Origin of the sequence: Pseudomonas fuscovaginae SE-1, assembly GCF_000364705.1 — a bacterium.
In the GTDB taxonomy this organism is placed as follows: Bacteria; Pseudomonadota; Gammaproteobacteria; order Pseudomonadales; family Pseudomonadaceae; genus Aquipseudomonas; species Aquipseudomonas fuscovaginae_A.
This window is the reverse complement of the sequence record NZ_AQOH01000160.1, coordinates 1-16,304: the sequence shown is the minus strand read 5'-3', so window position 1 is coordinate 16,304 and position 16,304 is coordinate 1. Positions and strand designations below refer to the sequence as shown.

Genomic DNA, 16,304 nt, shown 5'->3' with positions numbered 1-16,304 from the left:
CCATCGGCTACGACAGCCCGGCGCTGAGCGGCGGCCGCCTGCAGAAAGCCCATCTCGCACCGGATTCACCGCAGCCGGCCCAGGGCTACGTGTTCAACCTGCAGAGGCCGATCTTCCAGGATCGCCGGGTGCGCCAGGCCCTGGCCATGCTCTGGGACTTCGAATGGAGCAACCGGCAGATGATGCGCAACATGTACCTGCGCCAGCAGAGCTTCTTCTCCAACACGCCGCTGGCCGCCCGCGAGCTGCCGGACAAGGACGAACTGGCGATCCTCGAACCGCTGCGCGGACAGATTCCCGACGAGGTCTTCACCCAGGTCTTCGAAGCACCCAGGACCGACGCCAGCGGCAACCTGCGTGACAAGCAGTTGCAGGCCCTGGCCCTGCTGGAACAGGCCGGCTGGAAGCCCAAGGGGGATCAGTTGGTCAATGCTCAGGGCGAACCGCTGAGTTTCACCTTCCTCAATGCCCAGAACGGCATGGAGCGCCTGCTGCTGCCGTACAAGCGCAACCTGGCGCAGATCGGTATTCGCATGGACATTCGCCGCATCGACCCGTCGCAGTACGTCAACCGCCTCAAGGACCGCGACTACGACATGATCGTCAGCGGCTACCCGGTGACCACTTCGCCCGGCATCGAGCTGTACAACTTCTTCGGGTCCAAGGCGGCCACCGACCCCGGCTCGAACAACTTCATGGCGCTGCAGAACCCCGCCGTGGACAGCCTGATCAACGGCCTGGTCAAGGCCGATACCCAGAAGCAGATGCTCAGTTACGCCCATGCCCTGGACCGGGTGCTGCAGTGGAACTACTACTGGATCCCCAACTACTACCCGCCGGGCATCTCCACGGTGTGGTGGAACCGCTTCGGCATTCCGCAGATACAAGCCAGCAATGACGCGGCGGTCGAAACCTGGTGGGAAGTCAGCCCGACGCCGCTGACCAACGAACAGATGACCGCCGAACTGATCCGGCGCGGCCATGACGGAGGGAAACGCTGATGCCGGCCTATATCCTGCGGCGCCTGCTGCTGATCATCCCGACGCTGCTGATCATCCTGCTGGTCAACTTCGTGATCGTCCAGGCCGCGCCCGGTGGCCCGGTCGAGCAGGCCATCGCCCGCCTGCAAGGCCTGGGCAGCGCAGGTGCCGTCGGTGCCGGCGGTGGTGACGGGCTGCACGGCTCGTCCCGCGCCAGCCGTGGCCTGGACCCCAAGCTGATTGCCGATATCGAGCGCCAGTACGGTTTCGACAAACCGGCACCGGAGCGCTTCTGGCTGATGCTCAAGAGCTACGCCCGCCTCGACTTCGGCAGAAGCTTCTTCCGTGGCGCGCAGGTCACCGACCTGATCCTGGAGAAGATGCCGGTGACCATTTCCCTCGGCCTCTGGGCCACGCTGATCACCTACCTGGTATCGATCCCCCTCGGCATCCGCAAGGCGGTCCGCCATGGCAGCCGCTTCGATATCTGGAGCAGCACGGCGATCATCCTTGGCTACGCCATGCCGGCGTTCCTGTTCGCCATGCTGCTGATCGTGCTGTTCGCCGGGGGTACCTCGCTGAACTGGTTCCCGGTGCGCGGCCTGGTCTCGGACAACTTCGACCAGCTCTCGACGCTGGGCAAGGTCGCCGACTACTTCTGGCACCTGGTGCTGCCGGTGACGTCGCTGGTGATCGGCGGTTTCGCCACCCTGACGATCCTGACCAAGAACTCGTTTCTCAACGAGATCACCCGCCAGTACGTGGTCACCGCCCGGGCCAAGGGTCTGAGCGAACGCCGGGTGCTCTACGGCCATGTGTTTCGCAACGCCATGCTGCTGGTGGTGTCGGGCATTCCCCAGGCTTTCATCAGCGTGTTCTTCGCCGGCTCCCTGCTGATCGAAGTGATCTTCTCGCTCGACGGGCTGGGTCGCATGAGCTACGAGGCCGCCGTGTCGCGTGACTACCCGGTGGTGTTCGGCTCGCTGTTCATCTTCACCCTGTTCGGCCTGCTGATCAAACTGATCGGCGACCTCTGCTACACCCTGGTCGACCCGCGTATCGACTTCGCCGCGAGGAACGCCTGATGCTGCGACTTTCCCCCGTGAGCCGTCGCCGGCTCGACCGGTTCAAGGCCAACCGCCGTGGCTGGTGGTCGCTGTGGCTGTTCGCCGCGCTGTTCGTGCTGAGCCTGGGTGGCGAACTGATCGCCAACGACAAGCCCCTGGTACTCAGCTACCAGGGCTCGCTGTATTTCCCGGTGTTCAAGCGCCATACCGAGCAGGAGTTCGGCGGCCAACTGCCGTTCCAGGCCGATTACCGCAGTGACTATGTACGCCAGTTGATCACCCGTGATGGCGGCTGGATGCTGTTCCCGCCGATCCCGTTCAGCGCCGACACGCCCAACTACGATCTGAACAAGCCGGCCCCCAGCCCACCCACCGCGGTGAACTGGCTCGGCACCGACGACCAGGCCCGCGACGTGCTGGCGCGGGTGATCTTCGGTGCCCGGGTGTCGATCCTGTTCGCGCTGGCGCTGACCGCCATCAGCGCGCTGATCGGCATCGCCGCCGGCGCCCTGCAGGGCTACTACGGCGGCTGGATCGACCTGCTCGGCCAGCGCCTGCTGGAGGTCTGGTCCGGCTTGCCGGTGCTGTACCTGCTGATCATCCTGTCGGGCTTCGTCGAACCGAACTTCTGGTGGCTGCTGGGAATCATGGCGTTGTTCTCCTGGCTCGCGCTGGTCGACGTGGTGCGCGCCGAGTTCCTCCGTGGGCGCAACCTGGAATACGTCAAGGCCGCCCGCGCGCTGGGCCTGAACGACCGCAAGATCATCCTGCGGCACATCCTGCCCAACGCCATGAACGCGACCCTGAGCTACCTGCCGTTCATTCTCACCGGCGCCATCTCGACCCTCACCGCCCTGGACTTCCTCGGCTTCGGCATGCCCGCCGGCAGCGCCTCACTGGGCGAACTGATCGGCCAGGGCAAACAGAACCTGCAAGCCCCGTGGCTGGGATTCACCGCCTTCTTCACCCTGGCGCTGATCCTTTCGCTGCTGGTCTTTATCGGCGAGGCGCTGCGTGATGCCTTCGACCCCCGCTCATGAACCAGGCCCGCGCCATGACCGACAACCTGATTGAAATCCGCCACCTGACCGTCGCCTTCGGCGGCCAGCCCGTGGTCCGCGACCTGTGCCTGGATATCCGCGCCGGCGAGTGCCTGGCATTGGTCGGCGAGTCCGGCTCGGGCAAGTCGGTCACCGCCCATTCGATCCTGCAGCTATTGCCGCAGACCGGCTGCCACGCCAGCGGCAGCGTGCGTTATCGCGACCAGGAACTGCTCGGGGCCGACAACAGTACCCTGCGTCAGATCCGCGGCGACCGCATCGCCATGATCTTCCAGGAACCGATGACCTCGCTGAACCCGCTGCACACGGTGGAAAAGCAGATCGGCGAAACGCTCATGCTGCACAAGGGCCTGGGTGGCAAGGCGGCCCAGGCGCGGATTCTCGAACTGCTGGAACTGGTGGGTATCCAGAAGCCCCGCGAGCGGCTCAAGGCCTATCCCCATCAACTCTCCGGCGGTCAGCGCCAGCGGGTGATGATCGCCATGGCCCTGGCCTGCGAGCCGGAGCTGCTGATCGCCGACGAACCGACCACCGCCCTCGACGTCACCGTGCAACGCAAGATCCTGCTGCTGCTCAAGTCGCTGCAGCAACGCCTGGGCATGTCGCTGCTGCTGATCAGCCACGACCTCAACCTGGTACGCAGCATCGCCCAGCGGGTCTGCGTGATGAAGGCCGGGGAAAGCGTCGAGCAGGCCGACTGCGAGACCCTGTTCAACCAGCCACAGCATCCCTACAGCCGCCTGCTGCTGGATGCCGAGCCGGCCGGGGAAGCACTGGCCCTGGAGGAGAACGAAAGCGTGCTGCAGGTCGATGACCTGCGCGTGCGCTTCCAGATCGGCGGCGGGCTGCTGCGACGCAAGGAATACCTGCAGGCGGTCGATGGCATCAGCCTCTGCGTGCAACGGGGCAAGACCCTGGGCATCGTCGGCGAGTCCGGTTCGGGCAAGTCGACCCTCGGCCAGGCGATCCTGCGGCTGCTCGACTCCGAGGGCAGCATCCGCTTCCAGGGCCAGGCCCTTGATGGACTGAGCCACAAGCAATTGCGGCCGTGGCGCAAGCAGATGCAGGTGGTGTTCCAGGACCCTTTTGGCAGCCTGAGCCCACGCATCTCGGTGGCGCAGATCATCAGCGAAGGCATCGAGGTGCACTGCCCCGGCACCGCCGCCGAGCACGAGGCACAGGTGATCCGCGCCCTTGAGGAAGTCGGCCTCGACCCACAGAGTCGCCATCGCTACCCCCACGAGTTTTCCGGTGGCCAGCGCCAGCGGATCGCCATCGCCCGGGCGCTGGTGCTCAAGCCGGCGCTGATCCTGCTCGACGAACCGACCTCGGCCCTCGACCGCACGGTACAGAAGCAGGTGGTGGCGCTGCTGCGTGACTTGCAGGCCAGGCACGGCCTGACCTATCTGTTCATCAGCCATGACCTGTCGGTGGTCCGCGCCCTGGCCCACGACCTGATCGTGGTCAAGGATGGCCAGGTGGTCGAGCGGGGCAGCACCTGCGCGGTGTTCGACGACCCGCAGCACCCGTACACCCGGGAACTGCTGGCCGCGACCCTGACGCACGCCCCCACCCTGAACTGCCCATGAGCCAGACGCCGATGAACGACCGCGACAGCCTCAAGGACTACCAGCGCGTTCGCCTGCTGGCGATTCGCTCGCTGTTCGAGAACATCGAACAGTCCAGCGAAGGCACGGTGATCGTCGACCGTGATGCGCGGATCGTCTGGATGAACGAGCGTTATGCCAAGCGCTTTGGCCTGAGCAGCGCCGAACAGGCCATCGGTCAACCCTGCGAGAGCGTGATCCCCGGCAGCCTGCTGCGCGAGGTGGTACGCACCGGCCGGCCGATCCTGCTGGACCTGCAGGACATGCCCAAGGAACCGCTGGTGGTGATGCGCCTGCCGGTCCACGACGATGCCGGCGCGGTGATCGGCGCCATCGGCTTTGCCCTGTTCGGCGAACTGCACAGCCTGTCGCCGCTGCTCAAGCGCTACCAGAGCATGCAGGAAGAACTGGCCTCGACCCGCTCGCTGCTGCGGGCCCGGCAGACCAAGTACAACTTCGCCCACTTCATTGGCACCAGCGCCGCGAGCCTGGAGGTCAAGCGCCGCGCCCGTCGCAGCGCCAGCACCGACTCGCCGGTGTTGCTGCTGGGCGAGACCGGCACCGGCAAGGAGCTGCTGGCCCACGCCATCCACAGCGCCTCGCCACGGGCGCACAAGGCGTTCGTCAGTATCAACAGCGCGGCGATTCCGGAAACACTGCTGGAGGCCGAGTTCTTCGGCACCGCTCCAGGAGCCTTCACCGGCGCCGACCGCAAGGGTCGTCCCGGCAAGTTGCAGATCGCCCAGGGCGGCACGTTGTTCCTCGACGAGATCGGCGACATGCCGCTGCCCCTGCAGAGCAAGCTGCTGCGGGTGTTGCAGGAGAAGGAGTTCGAGCCGGTCGGCTCCAACGAGGTACTGCGCAGCGACGTGCGGGTGATCGCCGCGACCTCCACCGACCTGGAGGCGGCCATCAAGCGTGGCGAGTTCCGCGCCGACCTGTATTACCGCCTCAATGTCCTGCCGATTCACGTGCCGCCGTTGCGAGAACGCCTTGAGGATCTGCCGGCGCTGAGCGAGGTGATTCTGGAAGAACTGCGCAGCCACCATGAACTGGCGGCCGATGCGCTGGACCTGCTCGGCCAGCATGCCTGGCCGGGCAATATCCGCGAGCTGCGCAATGTGCTGGAGCGGGCGGCGTTGTTAGGCGATACGCAGGTATTGGGCGCTGCCGACATCCGTGGGGCGATTGGCACTTTCAGTCAGCTGGAACGGGCGTCGGCCCCCGTCACGGCAACGACTGGAAACGAAACCTTCAGCGTCGCCCGTGAGCGGTTCGAGCGACAGTTGATCGAGGCGACCCTGGCGCAATGTGGGGGCAAGGTTGTGGAAGCGGCGAAGCAGTTGGGACTGGGGCGCTCGACGCTGTACAAGAAAATGGTCGCGTTGGGCATCAGCGAGTCTCAATAAAGAGACAATCATCCCAAAAAAGAGACAACCTCTGAACGGGGCCTTCCGCGCCCCCTCTTGTGGTGAGCGGGCTTGCCCACGCTTGGGGTGCGAAGCGCCCCCAACATCAGCAACTGCGCTGTATCTGAGGTTATTGTGCGGCCGGCTTACGGCTGCTGTGCAGCCGAGCGCGGGCAAGCCCGCTCACCACAAAAAGCAGATTTTCGCCGAACTTCCCTCTGCAAACGTCTCAAAATAGAGAAAAATTTCTGAAAAATTTCATCACCCCATGAAATCTTCATATTTTTCAATAAGTTAGGTAAATGGCACGAAACTCGCTATTCCCACTGGAGATTCAGACCTAACCTACAAAAATAACAATTGGAGACACACCATGAGTGTGATCATCGCCCTCGCAGCCCTGGCGCTGCTGATGCTTGCCGCCTACCGTGGCTACAGCGTCATCCTGTTCGCCCCCATCGCCGCCCTCGGCGCCGTCCTGCTCACCGACCCTGCCGCCGTCGCCCCGGCCTTCACCGGGGTGTTCATGGACAAGATGGTCGGTTTCATCAAGCTCTACTTCCCGGTATTCCTGCTCGGTGCCGTGTTCGGCAAGCTGATCGAGCTGTCGGGGTTCTCCCGTTCCATCGTCGCCGCCGCCATCCGCCTGCTCGGCACCCGCCAGGCGATGCTGGTGATCGTGCTGGTCTGCGCGCTGCTGACCTACGGCGGCGTCTCGCTGTTCGTGGTGGTGTTCGCGGTGTACCCGTTCGCCGCCGAGATGTTCCGCCAGAGCGACATTCCCAAGCGCCTGATCCCGGCGACCATTGCCCTTGGCGCCTTCTCCTTCACCATGGACGCCCTGCCCGGCACGCCGCAGATCCAGAACATCATCCCCAGCACCTTCTTCAACACCACGGCCTGGGCCGCACCCTGGCTGGGGCTGATCGGCACGGTGTTCGTGTTCTGCGCCGGCATGCTGTTCCTGCAACGCCAGCGCAACAAGGCCCAGCTCGCCGGCGAAGGCTACGGCACGCAGTTGCGCAACGAACCGGAAACCGCCGAAGACATCCGCCTGCCCAATCCGTGGATCGCCCTCTCGCCGCTGCTGCTGGTGGGCATCATGAACCTGCTGTTCACCCGCTGGATTCCCGTCTGGTACGGCAAGACCCACACCCTCGCCCTGCCCGGCATGGCGGCGCCGGTCCAGACCGAAGTGGCCAAGCTCACCGCGATCTGGGCGGTCCAGGCAGCCTTGCTGGTCGGTATCGTGATGGTGTTGCTGTTCGGCTTCCGGGCGATTCGCAGCAAGCTCGCCGAGGGCAGCAAGAGCGCCGTAGCCGGCGCCCTGCTGGCGGCGATGAACACCGCCTCGGAATACGGTTTTGGCGCAGTGATCGCCTCGTTGCCGGGCTTCCTGGTACTGGCTGACGGGCTCAAGAGCATTCCCAATCCGCTGGTCAACGAAGCCATTACCGTGACCCTGCTGGCCGGCATCACCGGCTCCGCCTCGGGCGGCATGAGCATCGCCCTGGCGGCCATGGCCGACAGTTTCGTCGCTGCCGCCCATGCCGCCAACATCCCCCTGGAAGTGCTGCACCGGGTGGCCGCCATGGCCAGCGGCGGCATGGACACCCTGCCGCACAACGGCGCGGTCATCACCCTGCTGGCCGTCACCGGGCTGACCCACCGAGAAGCCTACAAGGATATTTTCTGCATCACGCTGATCAAGACCCTGGCGGTCTTCGTGGTCATCGCCACGTTCTACGCCACCGGCATCGTCTGAGGAATCGAACATGAGTCTCAAAGGAAAAACCGCACTGGTCACCGGCTCCACCAGCGGCATCGGCCTGGGCATCGCCCTGAGCCTGGCCAAGGCCGGGGCCGACCTGATCCTCAACGGCTTCGGCGACGCCAGCGCGGTGCTCGCCGAGGTGCGCCAGTTCGGCGGCAAGGTCGGCCATCACCCGGCCGATGTCAGCGACCCGGCGCAGATCGCCGAGATGTTCGCCTATGCCGAGCGCGAGTTTGGCGGTGTCGATATCCTGGTCAACAATGCCGGCATCCAGCATGTCGCGCCGGTAGAGGAATTCCCGGTGGAGCGCTGGGACTCGATCATCGCGATCAACCTGTCCTCGGTGTTCCACAGCACCCGCCTGGCCCTGCCGGGCATGCGCGCCAAGGGCTGGGGACGGGTCGTCAACATCGCCTCGGTGCATGGCCTGGTCGGCTCCGTGGGCAAGGCCGCCTACGTCGCGGCCAAGCACGGGGTGATCGGTCTGACCAAAGTGGTCGGCCTGGAGACCGCCACCGGCAATATCACTTGCAACGCCATCTGCCCGGGCTGGGTGCTGACGCCGCTGGTGCAGAAACAGATCGATGACCGCGCCGCGGGTGGCGTCGATCCGCAGCAGGCGCAACATGACCTGCTGGCGGAGAAGCAGCCGTCGCTGGAGTTCGTCACACCGCCGCAACTGGGTGAGCTGGTATTGTTCCTCTGCAGCGAAGCCGGCAGCCAGGTACGGGGTGCGGCGTGGAATATCGATGGCGGATGGCTGGCTCAGTAGCCAGGTGAGGCCTTTTCGCGGGCAAGCCCGCTCCCACAATGGCCAGGTGTGCTACGCAAATGGTGCGTGACTCGAAGCCTGTGGGAGCGGGCTCGCCCGCGAAAGGGCCCGTCCAGGCAGAGCCCTCGTCAAGGATCACCGCAACCCGCCTGAACAACACAACAAGAAAGGGAACCCCATGTCAGAAGTCCTGTGGCGCCCCAGCGCAGAACGCATCGAAAAAACCCGTATCGAAGCCTTCCGACGCTTCGTCAATCATCGCCATGACCTACAGATCGCCGACTACCCGGCCCTGCACCGCTTCAGCATCGAGCGCCGCGAGGACTTCTGGCAGGCCATCGTCGACTTCTTCGATGTCCAATTCCACCACCCGGCCAGCCACGTATTGATCGAAGAACAGCAGATGCCCAGCGCCCGCTGGTTCCCCGAGGCGACGCTGAACTTCGCCGAACACCTGCTGCGCCGCCGTGACGACCAGCTCGCGGTGGTCGCGGTCAGCGAGGACGGGCACCGGGAAACCCTCACCCACGCTGAACTGGCCGCCCATGTCGCCGGCCTGCAACAGCGCCTGCGTGACGCAGGGGTCGGGGTCGGTGACCGAGTCGCGGCCTGCATGCCGAACACCTGGCAAACCCTGGTGGGCATGCTCGCCACCACCAGCCTGGGCGCGATCTGGTCCTGCTGCTCGCCGGACTTCGGCACCCACGGCGTGATCGACCGTTTCGGCCAGATCGAGCCCAAGGTGCTGATCGCCTGCGCCGGCTACCGCTATGCCGGCAAGGAACTGAACCAGACCGCCAAACTCAACGAAATCCTCGAACACCTGCCGTCGCTGCAACAACTGCTGGTAGTGCCCTACGCCAATACCGAGACCCGCGCCGAGGACTTCCGGACCCACGCCAAGGTGAGCCTCTGGCAGGACTTCTACTCGCCCGACGGCGAGCCGTATTTCGTCCCGGTGCCCTTCGCCCAGCCGCTGTACATCCTCTACTCCAGCGGTACCACCGGGGTGCCCAAGTGCATCGTCCACAGCACCGGCGGCGTCCTGCTGCAACACCTCAAGGAGCACGGCCTGCACGTCGACCTGGGGCCGGATGACTGCCTGTTCTACTACACCACCTGCGGCTGGATGATGTGGAACTGGCTGGTGTCGGCGCTGGCGGTCGGCGCCACGGTGGTGCTGTATGACGGCTCGCCGTTTCATCCCGGCCCGCAACGCCTGCTCGACCTGATCGACAGCGAGGGCATCAGTGTCTTCGGCACCAGCCCGAAATACCTGGCCGCCCTGGAACAGGCCGGGCTCAGCCCACGACAGACGCATCCGTTGAGCCACCTCAAGACCCTGCTCTGCACCGGTTCGCCGCTGTCGCCCCACAGCTACGACTACGTGTATCGGGAGATCAAGGCCGACTTGTGCCTCTCGTCGATGTCCGGCGGCACCGATATCGTCTCCTGCTTCGTCAGCGGCAACCCGGTACTGCCGGTCACCCGCGGCCAGATGCAATGCAAGAGCCTGGGCATGGCCGTCGAGGTCTGGAATGACCAGGGCCAGCCGGTGCACGGCGAAAAGGGCGAACTGGTCTGCACCCGGCATTTTCCGGCGATGCCGGTCGGGCTGTGGAACGATCCGTTGCAGGAAAAACTCAAGGCCTCCTATTTCAGCCTGTTCCCTGGCGTCTGGGCCCAGGGCGACTACGCCGAGGAACTGGACGGCGGCGGCCTGATGATCCACGGCCGCTCCGATGCCGTGCTCAACCCCGGTGGAGTGCGCATCGGTACGGCGGAAATCTATCGACAAGTTGAAAAGGTCGAGGCGGTCGTGGAAAGCCTCGCCATCGGCCAGCAATGGCAGAACGATGTGCGGGTGGTGCTGTTCGTGCGCCTGCAGGAAGGCGTGGCGCTCGACGATGCCCTGCAGCAGCGGATCCGCCAGGTGATCCGCGACAACACCACGCCCCGCCATGTCCCGGCGAAGATCGTCGCGGTCACGGACATTCCCCGGACCCTGAGCGGCAAGATCGTCGAACTGGCGGTGCGTAACGTGGTGCACGGGCTGCCGGTGAAGAACACCGATGCCCTGGCCAACCCAGAGGCGCTGGAACAATTCAGGAACAGAGTGCAATTGCAGGATTGAGCCGCCCCCTCTGCAAGGCCGAGGTAGAGATTGTAGCGGTTGCCCGGCTCGTCGCTCGCCGCAATCGCCTCGAACGACAAGACATATTCCTGGGCCGCCGGCAGCGCCTTCACCTGAGCACTGAACGTATGAGTTGCGCAGTGGTTGATGAGCTTATCGGTCTCCTTCACCGACAAGGCGACCTGCTTGGAATGCTCATGGTTGTAGTGATCGGGGCCCAGTAGAAGCTCAGGTCACCGAGATGGCCGGGGTCGGCAACCCTGGCGGAATGTTGAGATAGAGCGGGTCCCCCACCACAGGCGTTTTGCTCACCCAGCCCCCGGACAACACCAGGGCCAGGGGCGCTTCGCCCTGGCGTGCGCAGAGGTCGCCCAGCGACGGAGCCTTCGCCTGCAGCCGGATACCGTTGGCCTGCCGAGCACGATAAAAGACCTCATCCGCCCAACTGCCAGCCGCCAGCATCATGGCCCGCAAACTGAATCGCCACATGAAAGGCTCTCCGTAATGAACCTGCATTCACTATGGCAGCAACCCGAAGCAACGAAGAAATAGCGGCTCAACGGTCATCGCCACTCAGCCCAGATAGCGCATCACCACCGCCTGGAAACCGCCGAGCATGGAATGCCCGGCCACCAGAATACGCCCGTCACCCTGCACCACCAGCGCCGTGACGGTGTCCAGACTCTTACCCAGGCGGGTGCGCACGTAGCCCTTGCCGGAAGCGAAATCGAGGTCGAGCTGGCCGTTGGGCAGGTAGCGCGCCAGCACCAGGTCCGAGCCGAACCCGGCCACCGTCGAGCCGGCGGCGAGAATCGATCCGTCCGACTGGACCGCGACCGTCGCCCAGCGGCAGGCGGGCGCGTCGATACTCAGCAGCGCTGCGGCCCCCTGATTGAAGCGCCGGTCGATGCAGCCGTTGGCGGTAAACCCCTGCAGCGCACCGCCCAGCGGCTCGAAGCGGGTACCCACGCAAAACAGTTGTCCCTGGGCGCCACGGGCCAGCCGGGTGATCGTCGAACTGGCGTCGGCAAAGTGCACGCAGAGGTAGCCTTCATGACCAAAGGCCAGGTCCAGCCGACCATCCGGCAAGTAGCGGGCCACCAGGCCACTGGGTGGAAAATCGATTGAACCGCCCACCAGGATCTTGCCATCGGGCTGCAGCAGGACGCAGTTGAGCCAACTGTTCATCAGCCGCCGCCGGACCATCACAAAGCCCAGGCCATTGAAACTGTGGTCGAGTCCGCCATCGGGCAGCAGGCGTACCAGCAGGCCGACATGATCGGTGGCGGAATAACTGTGGTTGAGGGTCAGCAGGATCCTGCCGTCCGACTGCACGGCGCCGAAACAGCTCTCGAAGCCTGCCAGCCCCGGTGGCAACCAACTGTCACGAGGCCCCTCGGACAGATCGCCGGGCAGGCGCAGCAAGTGTACGCCCTGGTCAGCGAAGAGCGGATCGGCACGGCCGTCCGCGAGAAAACGCGCCACCACCGGCAAGCTGCGCCGGTCATCCGGATAATGCAGGCCAAAAACCAGGATTCGCCCGTCGTGCAGCCGACGCAGACTGATACCCGTCGACTCTCCCCCGGCCTGAAAGCGGCCAACCAGGCTGCCACTCTGGCCGAACGAGGTGTCCGGCGAGCCGTCGGCATTCAGCCGGGCCAGGCCGAAATGCACACCGTCGGGCATCTCCACCCTGGCGACCACGAGAATCTTCCCATCGAGGCAGAACAGCACGTCATTGGCCTGGCTCGACAGGCTGCCGGGAAACTCCACCAGTACCTTGCCCAGACAACCGAACCCAGGATCGAGCTCACCCACCGGGTTGACCCGGCAGCCGCGCAACGCTTGCAGCATCATCAGGGGATTCCTCCATGAACGAGACGTCGCCCGCGGCTGTGAAACCGTTGCGATCTGTCCGCTATTCAATCCATCGAGACTTCCCCAGACAACTGTCAGAAATGACAGGTCTCATGATTTTGAAAGCCATATCAGTGACCTTTCAAGCCAACCGACCGATCCGAATCACCCTGCCACCCTGGCCGCCACCACGACCGGCTCACTCCATGGCGGTTTTGACCATCGCCAGTTCGGGATGACTGACCAGCTTGTCGATATGCAGCCCCTCATCGTTGAGCCAGGTTTCGGTCAGCACCCGGTAATGCTCCATGTCCCGGCAACGCATGCGCAGACTGTAATCGAAGGCGCCGCTGAGCAGGTGGCATTCGAGCACCTGGGGACAGGCCCGGACCGTGGCCTCGAAAGCCTTCTGCGCCGCCCGCCCGCTCTGGCCCGACAGCGCCACCAGCACCAGCAACGACAGGCCGGGCGACAGCTTGTTCTCGTCGAGGATGGCTCCGTAGCCGCGGATCACCCCCAACTGCTCCAGTTTGCGCACCCGCTCCAGGCAGGGCCTGGGCGTCAGGTGCACCCGCTCGGAGAGTTTCTGGTAGGTGATGCGCCCGTCATGGCGCAACACCTCGATAATTGCCTGGTCGATGCGGTCCAGCACGATCGACAGGTCACGAATTTCAGCCATGGATGGCTTGCCTCACTTCAAACGGCCAGAAAGAAACAGGCGCCATTGTACGACCTTCCCTGGCCGATGCCTGAATCACTTTAAGCCTGGATCACCAGCCGCCCGCCTGATCAGATCGGGGCGGCGGCTCACCAGCATCGGCTCGATGACGTTGCCCTGGATCGAACAGGTTGCCAGACACGCCGGCCGCGGGACCAGATTTCAGCACGTGCGCACAGGCCTTCGGCATCCACCGTCCCGGCACGCTGGTACTTTTCAAGCCGCTCGAGCAGACGGTTTCGGGCAGTCATGGCTGGTGAACGGCTGCCGGGAGAAATATGATGAACGACATGGCGCTCACCGGGAGCGGCCATAGGACTTCATCCGAAAAGGAATCCCATGAAAGACTTCGTCATCGGCGTCAACAACATCGTTCTGTACATTGCCCTGGGTTTCATCTGGCTGCTGAGCCTGATCACCATGTTCGGCAGCAGCTTCCTCGCCGGCCTCGGCGGCCTGATCGGCGGTACGCTGCTGTGGTGCATCATCTCCGGGTTCTGGTTCGTCCAGTCGGCCACCTATGAAGAACTGCGCAAGCTGAACACCAAGGGCAACTGAAACCAGGGCAACACTCACCGGCGCGGCCCCTTTCCCGGGCCGCGCTCGGGTCGAGGGCGCATGCAGCCAGTCGACAAGTACGCAACACCTGCGAACTTCTCCCCATCGGCACGGCCATAATTACCAGCAAGCAGTGTCCTGATACCATTCAGGCAGCTATTTTCTGCATGGGGCAATCATGGAAGTATCCGGAATCGGGACGCTCGAGCAAGCGGTCGAGCAGGACACCTACTACCGAACGATGTTCGAGGCGGTCGACACCGGCTTCTGCATTATCGAGATGAAATTCGATGCTGCCGGAAAACCCGTGGACTACTGTTTTCTCGACATGAATCCGGCCTTCGAACGCGAGACCGGGCTGGTGGGAGCCAAGGGCCGGTGGATTCGGGATATGGTCCCCACCCACGAGCAGCACTGGTTCGATATCTACGGCGATGTCGCCCTGAACGGTATTGAGCAACGCTTTGAAAACCAGGCGCGGGGACTCGGGCGCTGGTATGCGGTCCATGCCGTGCGTGTCGGCAACCCGGGCGCCTACAAGGTCGCGGTGTTCTTCAACGATATCACCGAACGACGCCAGGCGGAAATCGCTCTCAAGCAACTCAACGCCTCGCTGGAGCAGGAAGTCGCCTCCCGCACCGACGATCGCAACCAGCTCTGGACCCTGTCGTCGGACATCATGCTGCGCTGCACCTTCGACGGCCGGATCATCGCCATCAACCCGGCCTGGGAAGACACCCTGGGCTGGACCGAAGCCGACCTTCTCGGCACCAGCCTCTACGATCTGATCCATCCGGATGACCTCGCGCAGACCCTCGAACGCGCCCGCGACTCCGCGACCGGACAGAGCATCCGCCGCTTTGAAAACCGCTACCGCTGCAAGCACGGCGGCTACCGCTGGATCAACTGGTCTTCCAGCCCTGCCAACGAAGTCATCAACGCCGTCGGCCGCGACTGCACCCTCGACAAGGAACAGGCCCTGGCCCTGGCCAAGGCCGAGGCACAACTGCGCCAAAGCCAGAAGATGGAGGCCGTCGGACAACTGACCGGAGGCCTGGCCCACGACTTCAACAACCTGTTGACCGGCATCAGCGGCAGTCTGGAAATGCTCCAGACCCGCATCGACCAGGGACGCCTGGAAAATCTGGAACGCTACATCAATGCCGCGCTGATCGCCGCGCGCCGAGCCACCGCCCTGACCCACCGGCTGCTGGCCTTCTCCCGCCGGCAGACCCTCGATTCGCGGGCAACCAACATCAACCTGCTGATCAGGGAGATGGAGGACCTGATAAGGCGTACGATCGGCCCTTCGATACAGTTGGAGTCGAAGTTGTCCGAGCGACTGTGGACCACCCTGGTGGATCAGAACCAGCTGGAGAACTCGCTGCTCAACCTGTGCCTCAACGCCCGTGATGCGATGCCCGAAGGCGGTCACCTGACCATCGAGACCGCGAACATCACCCTCAACTCGGCATCGGCCCTGGCCCTGGAGCTGCCTCCCGGCGGCTATGTGTACCTGGGCATCGCGGACAACGGCTGCGGGATGTCGGCCGATATCCAGGGCAAGGTCTTCGAACCGTTCTTCACCACCAAGCCACTGGGTTCCGGAACCGGCCTCGGCCTGTCGATGGTCTACGGTTTCGCCCTGCAGTCCGGCGGCCAGGTGCGCATCAGTTCGCAGTTGGGCAGCGGCACCGAGGTACGCCTCTACCTGCCTCGCCACTTTGCCGAGGCCGAAGACCGCGAGGCCGCCTTCGCTGCGCCGTCGGCCCACCAGACCTTGACAGGCGAGACGGTGCTGGTGGTCGATGACGAGCCGCAAGTGCGCATGCTGGAAGTCGACCTGCTGGAGGAACGCGGCTACAAGGTGCTGGAAGCCAACGACGGCGCGACCGGCCTGAAGATCCTGCAATCGCCGATACGCATCGACCTTCTGGTCAGCGACGTCGGCCTGCCCGGTGGCATGAACGGCCGGCAACTGGCGGAACTGGCCCGACAGACCCGGCCGGGCCTCAAGGTACTGTTCGTCACCGGTTACGCCGAACACTCGGTGATTGGCGACGGCAACCTGGCACCCGGCATGCACGTGATGACCAAGCCGTTCGCCCTGGACGATCTGGCCAATCGCGTGCGAGAGGTGATCAATGGCACCTGACAGGTTTCATTGAACGGACGCCGGACAAACACCGTTCAGCACCGCAAACTTGCAACAGTGATATAAGCCTTACTGATAACAAGGCTTATATCGCAGGCACGCTAAAAAACTCCGGACAAAAAAAAGCCCAAGCGGCTGATGGACGCTTGGGCCTTAAAGAATGCATAAACCGTGGTAGGTGAACGCGAGGTGATAATAACTGATCCTGGAAA

13 protein-coding genes are annotated in these 16,304 nt (G+C 64.0%); 10 read left to right on the top strand and 3 right to left on the bottom strand.

Features of this window, described 5'->3' with window-relative positions; all coding sequences use genetic code 11:
* The 8 genes from K675_RS0115955 to K675_RS0115920 all read left to right on the top strand — a co-directional run.
* A partial coding sequence (locus K675_RS0115955; RefSeq protein WP_017904501.1) for an ABC transporter substrate-binding protein occupies nt 1-1,001 on the top strand: 1,001 nt, incomplete at its 5' end.
* The gene (locus K675_RS0115950; RefSeq protein WP_017904500.1) at nt 1,001-2,065 is read left to right on the top strand and encodes a microcin C ABC transporter permease YejB; all 1,065 of its coding nucleotides are present in this window, start codon (nt 1,001-1,003) and stop codon (nt 2,063-2,065) included. The genes K675_RS0115955 and K675_RS0115950, both read left to right, overlap by 1 nt.
* A complete protein-coding gene (locus K675_RS0115945) occupies nt 2,065-3,087 on the top strand; it encodes an ABC transporter permease (RefSeq protein ID WP_017904499.1) in 1,023 nt (340 codons plus the stop codon). The genes K675_RS0115950 and K675_RS0115945 overlap by 1 nt, the downstream gene beginning before the upstream one ends.
* Before the next feature lie 14 nt (nt 3,088-3,101).
* Nucleotides 3,102-4,697 (top strand): ABC transporter ATP-binding protein, encoded by a 1,596-nt coding sequence (locus tag K675_RS30845; RefSeq protein ID WP_037006583.1) that lies wholly within the window; start codon nt 3,102-3,104, stop codon nt 4,695-4,697.
* Nucleotides 4,698-4,708: 11 nt separating this feature from the next.
* Nucleotides 4,709-6,124 carry a sigma-54 interaction domain-containing protein gene (locus K675_RS0115935; RefSeq protein WP_026145235.1) on the top strand — a complete coding sequence of 472 codons (1,416 nt, stop codon included), beginning with the start codon at nt 4,709-4,711 and terminating at the stop codon, nt 6,122-6,124.
* A 373-nt stretch (nt 6,125-6,497) separates the two neighbouring features.
* Nucleotides 6,498-7,889 (top strand): GntP family permease, encoded by a 1,392-nt coding sequence (locus tag K675_RS0115930; RefSeq protein ID WP_017904496.1) that lies wholly within the window; start codon nt 6,498-6,500, stop codon nt 7,887-7,889.
* Nucleotides 7,890-7,899: 10 nt separating this feature from the next.
* On the top strand, nt 7,900-8,670 hold the full coding sequence (gene hbdH / locus K675_RS0115925; protein ID WP_017904495.1) for a 3-hydroxybutyrate dehydrogenase: 771 nt from the start codon (nt 7,900-7,902) through the stop codon (nt 8,668-8,670).
* Nucleotides 8,671-8,848: 178 nt separating this feature from the next.
* Nucleotides 8,849-10,804, top strand: a complete 1,956-nt coding sequence (locus K675_RS0115920; RefSeq protein ID WP_017904494.1) for an acetoacetate--CoA ligase — start codon at nt 8,849-8,851, stop codon at nt 10,802-10,804.
* Between the two features lie 228 nt (nt 10,805-11,032).
* On the opposite strand, the gene K675_RS0115910 is transcribed toward K675_RS0115920, so the two are convergent.
* The 3 genes from K675_RS0115910 to K675_RS0115900 all read right to left on the bottom strand — a co-directional run bounded on the left by K675_RS0115910 (nt 11,033) and on the right by K675_RS0115900 (nt 13,340).
* Entirely contained in the window at nt 11,033-11,293 is a 261-nt protein-coding gene (locus tag K675_RS0115910) for a hypothetical protein (RefSeq protein ID WP_017904492.1), read from the bottom strand.
* Nucleotides 11,294-11,377: 84 nt separating this feature from the next.
* Nucleotides 11,378-12,661, bottom strand: coding sequence for a hypothetical protein (locus K675_RS0115905; protein WP_017904491.1), 1,284 nt, complete (start codon nt 12,659-12,661; stop codon nt 11,378-11,380).
* Between the two features lie 199 nt (nt 12,662-12,860).
* Complete coding sequence (locus tag K675_RS0115900) at nt 12,861-13,340, bottom strand: Lrp/AsnC family transcriptional regulator (RefSeq protein WP_017904490.1); 480 nt, start codon at nt 13,338-13,340, stop codon at nt 12,861-12,863.
* A 378-nt stretch (nt 13,341-13,718) separates the two neighbouring features.
* Between K675_RS0115900 and K675_RS0115895 the strand changes: the two genes are divergently transcribed.
* Together K675_RS0115895 and K675_RS0115890 are read left to right on the top strand one after the other, a co-directional pair.
* Nucleotides 13,719-13,937, top strand: coding sequence for a hypothetical protein (locus K675_RS0115895; protein WP_017904489.1), 219 nt, complete (start codon nt 13,719-13,721; stop codon nt 13,935-13,937).
* A 178-nt stretch (nt 13,938-14,115) separates the two neighbouring features.
* Nucleotides 14,116-16,092, top strand: a complete 1,977-nt coding sequence (locus K675_RS0115890; protein WP_017904488.1) for a hybrid sensor histidine kinase/response regulator — start codon at nt 14,116-14,118, stop codon at nt 16,090-16,092.
* The last annotated feature ends 212 nt before the right edge of the window (nt 16,093-16,304 follow it).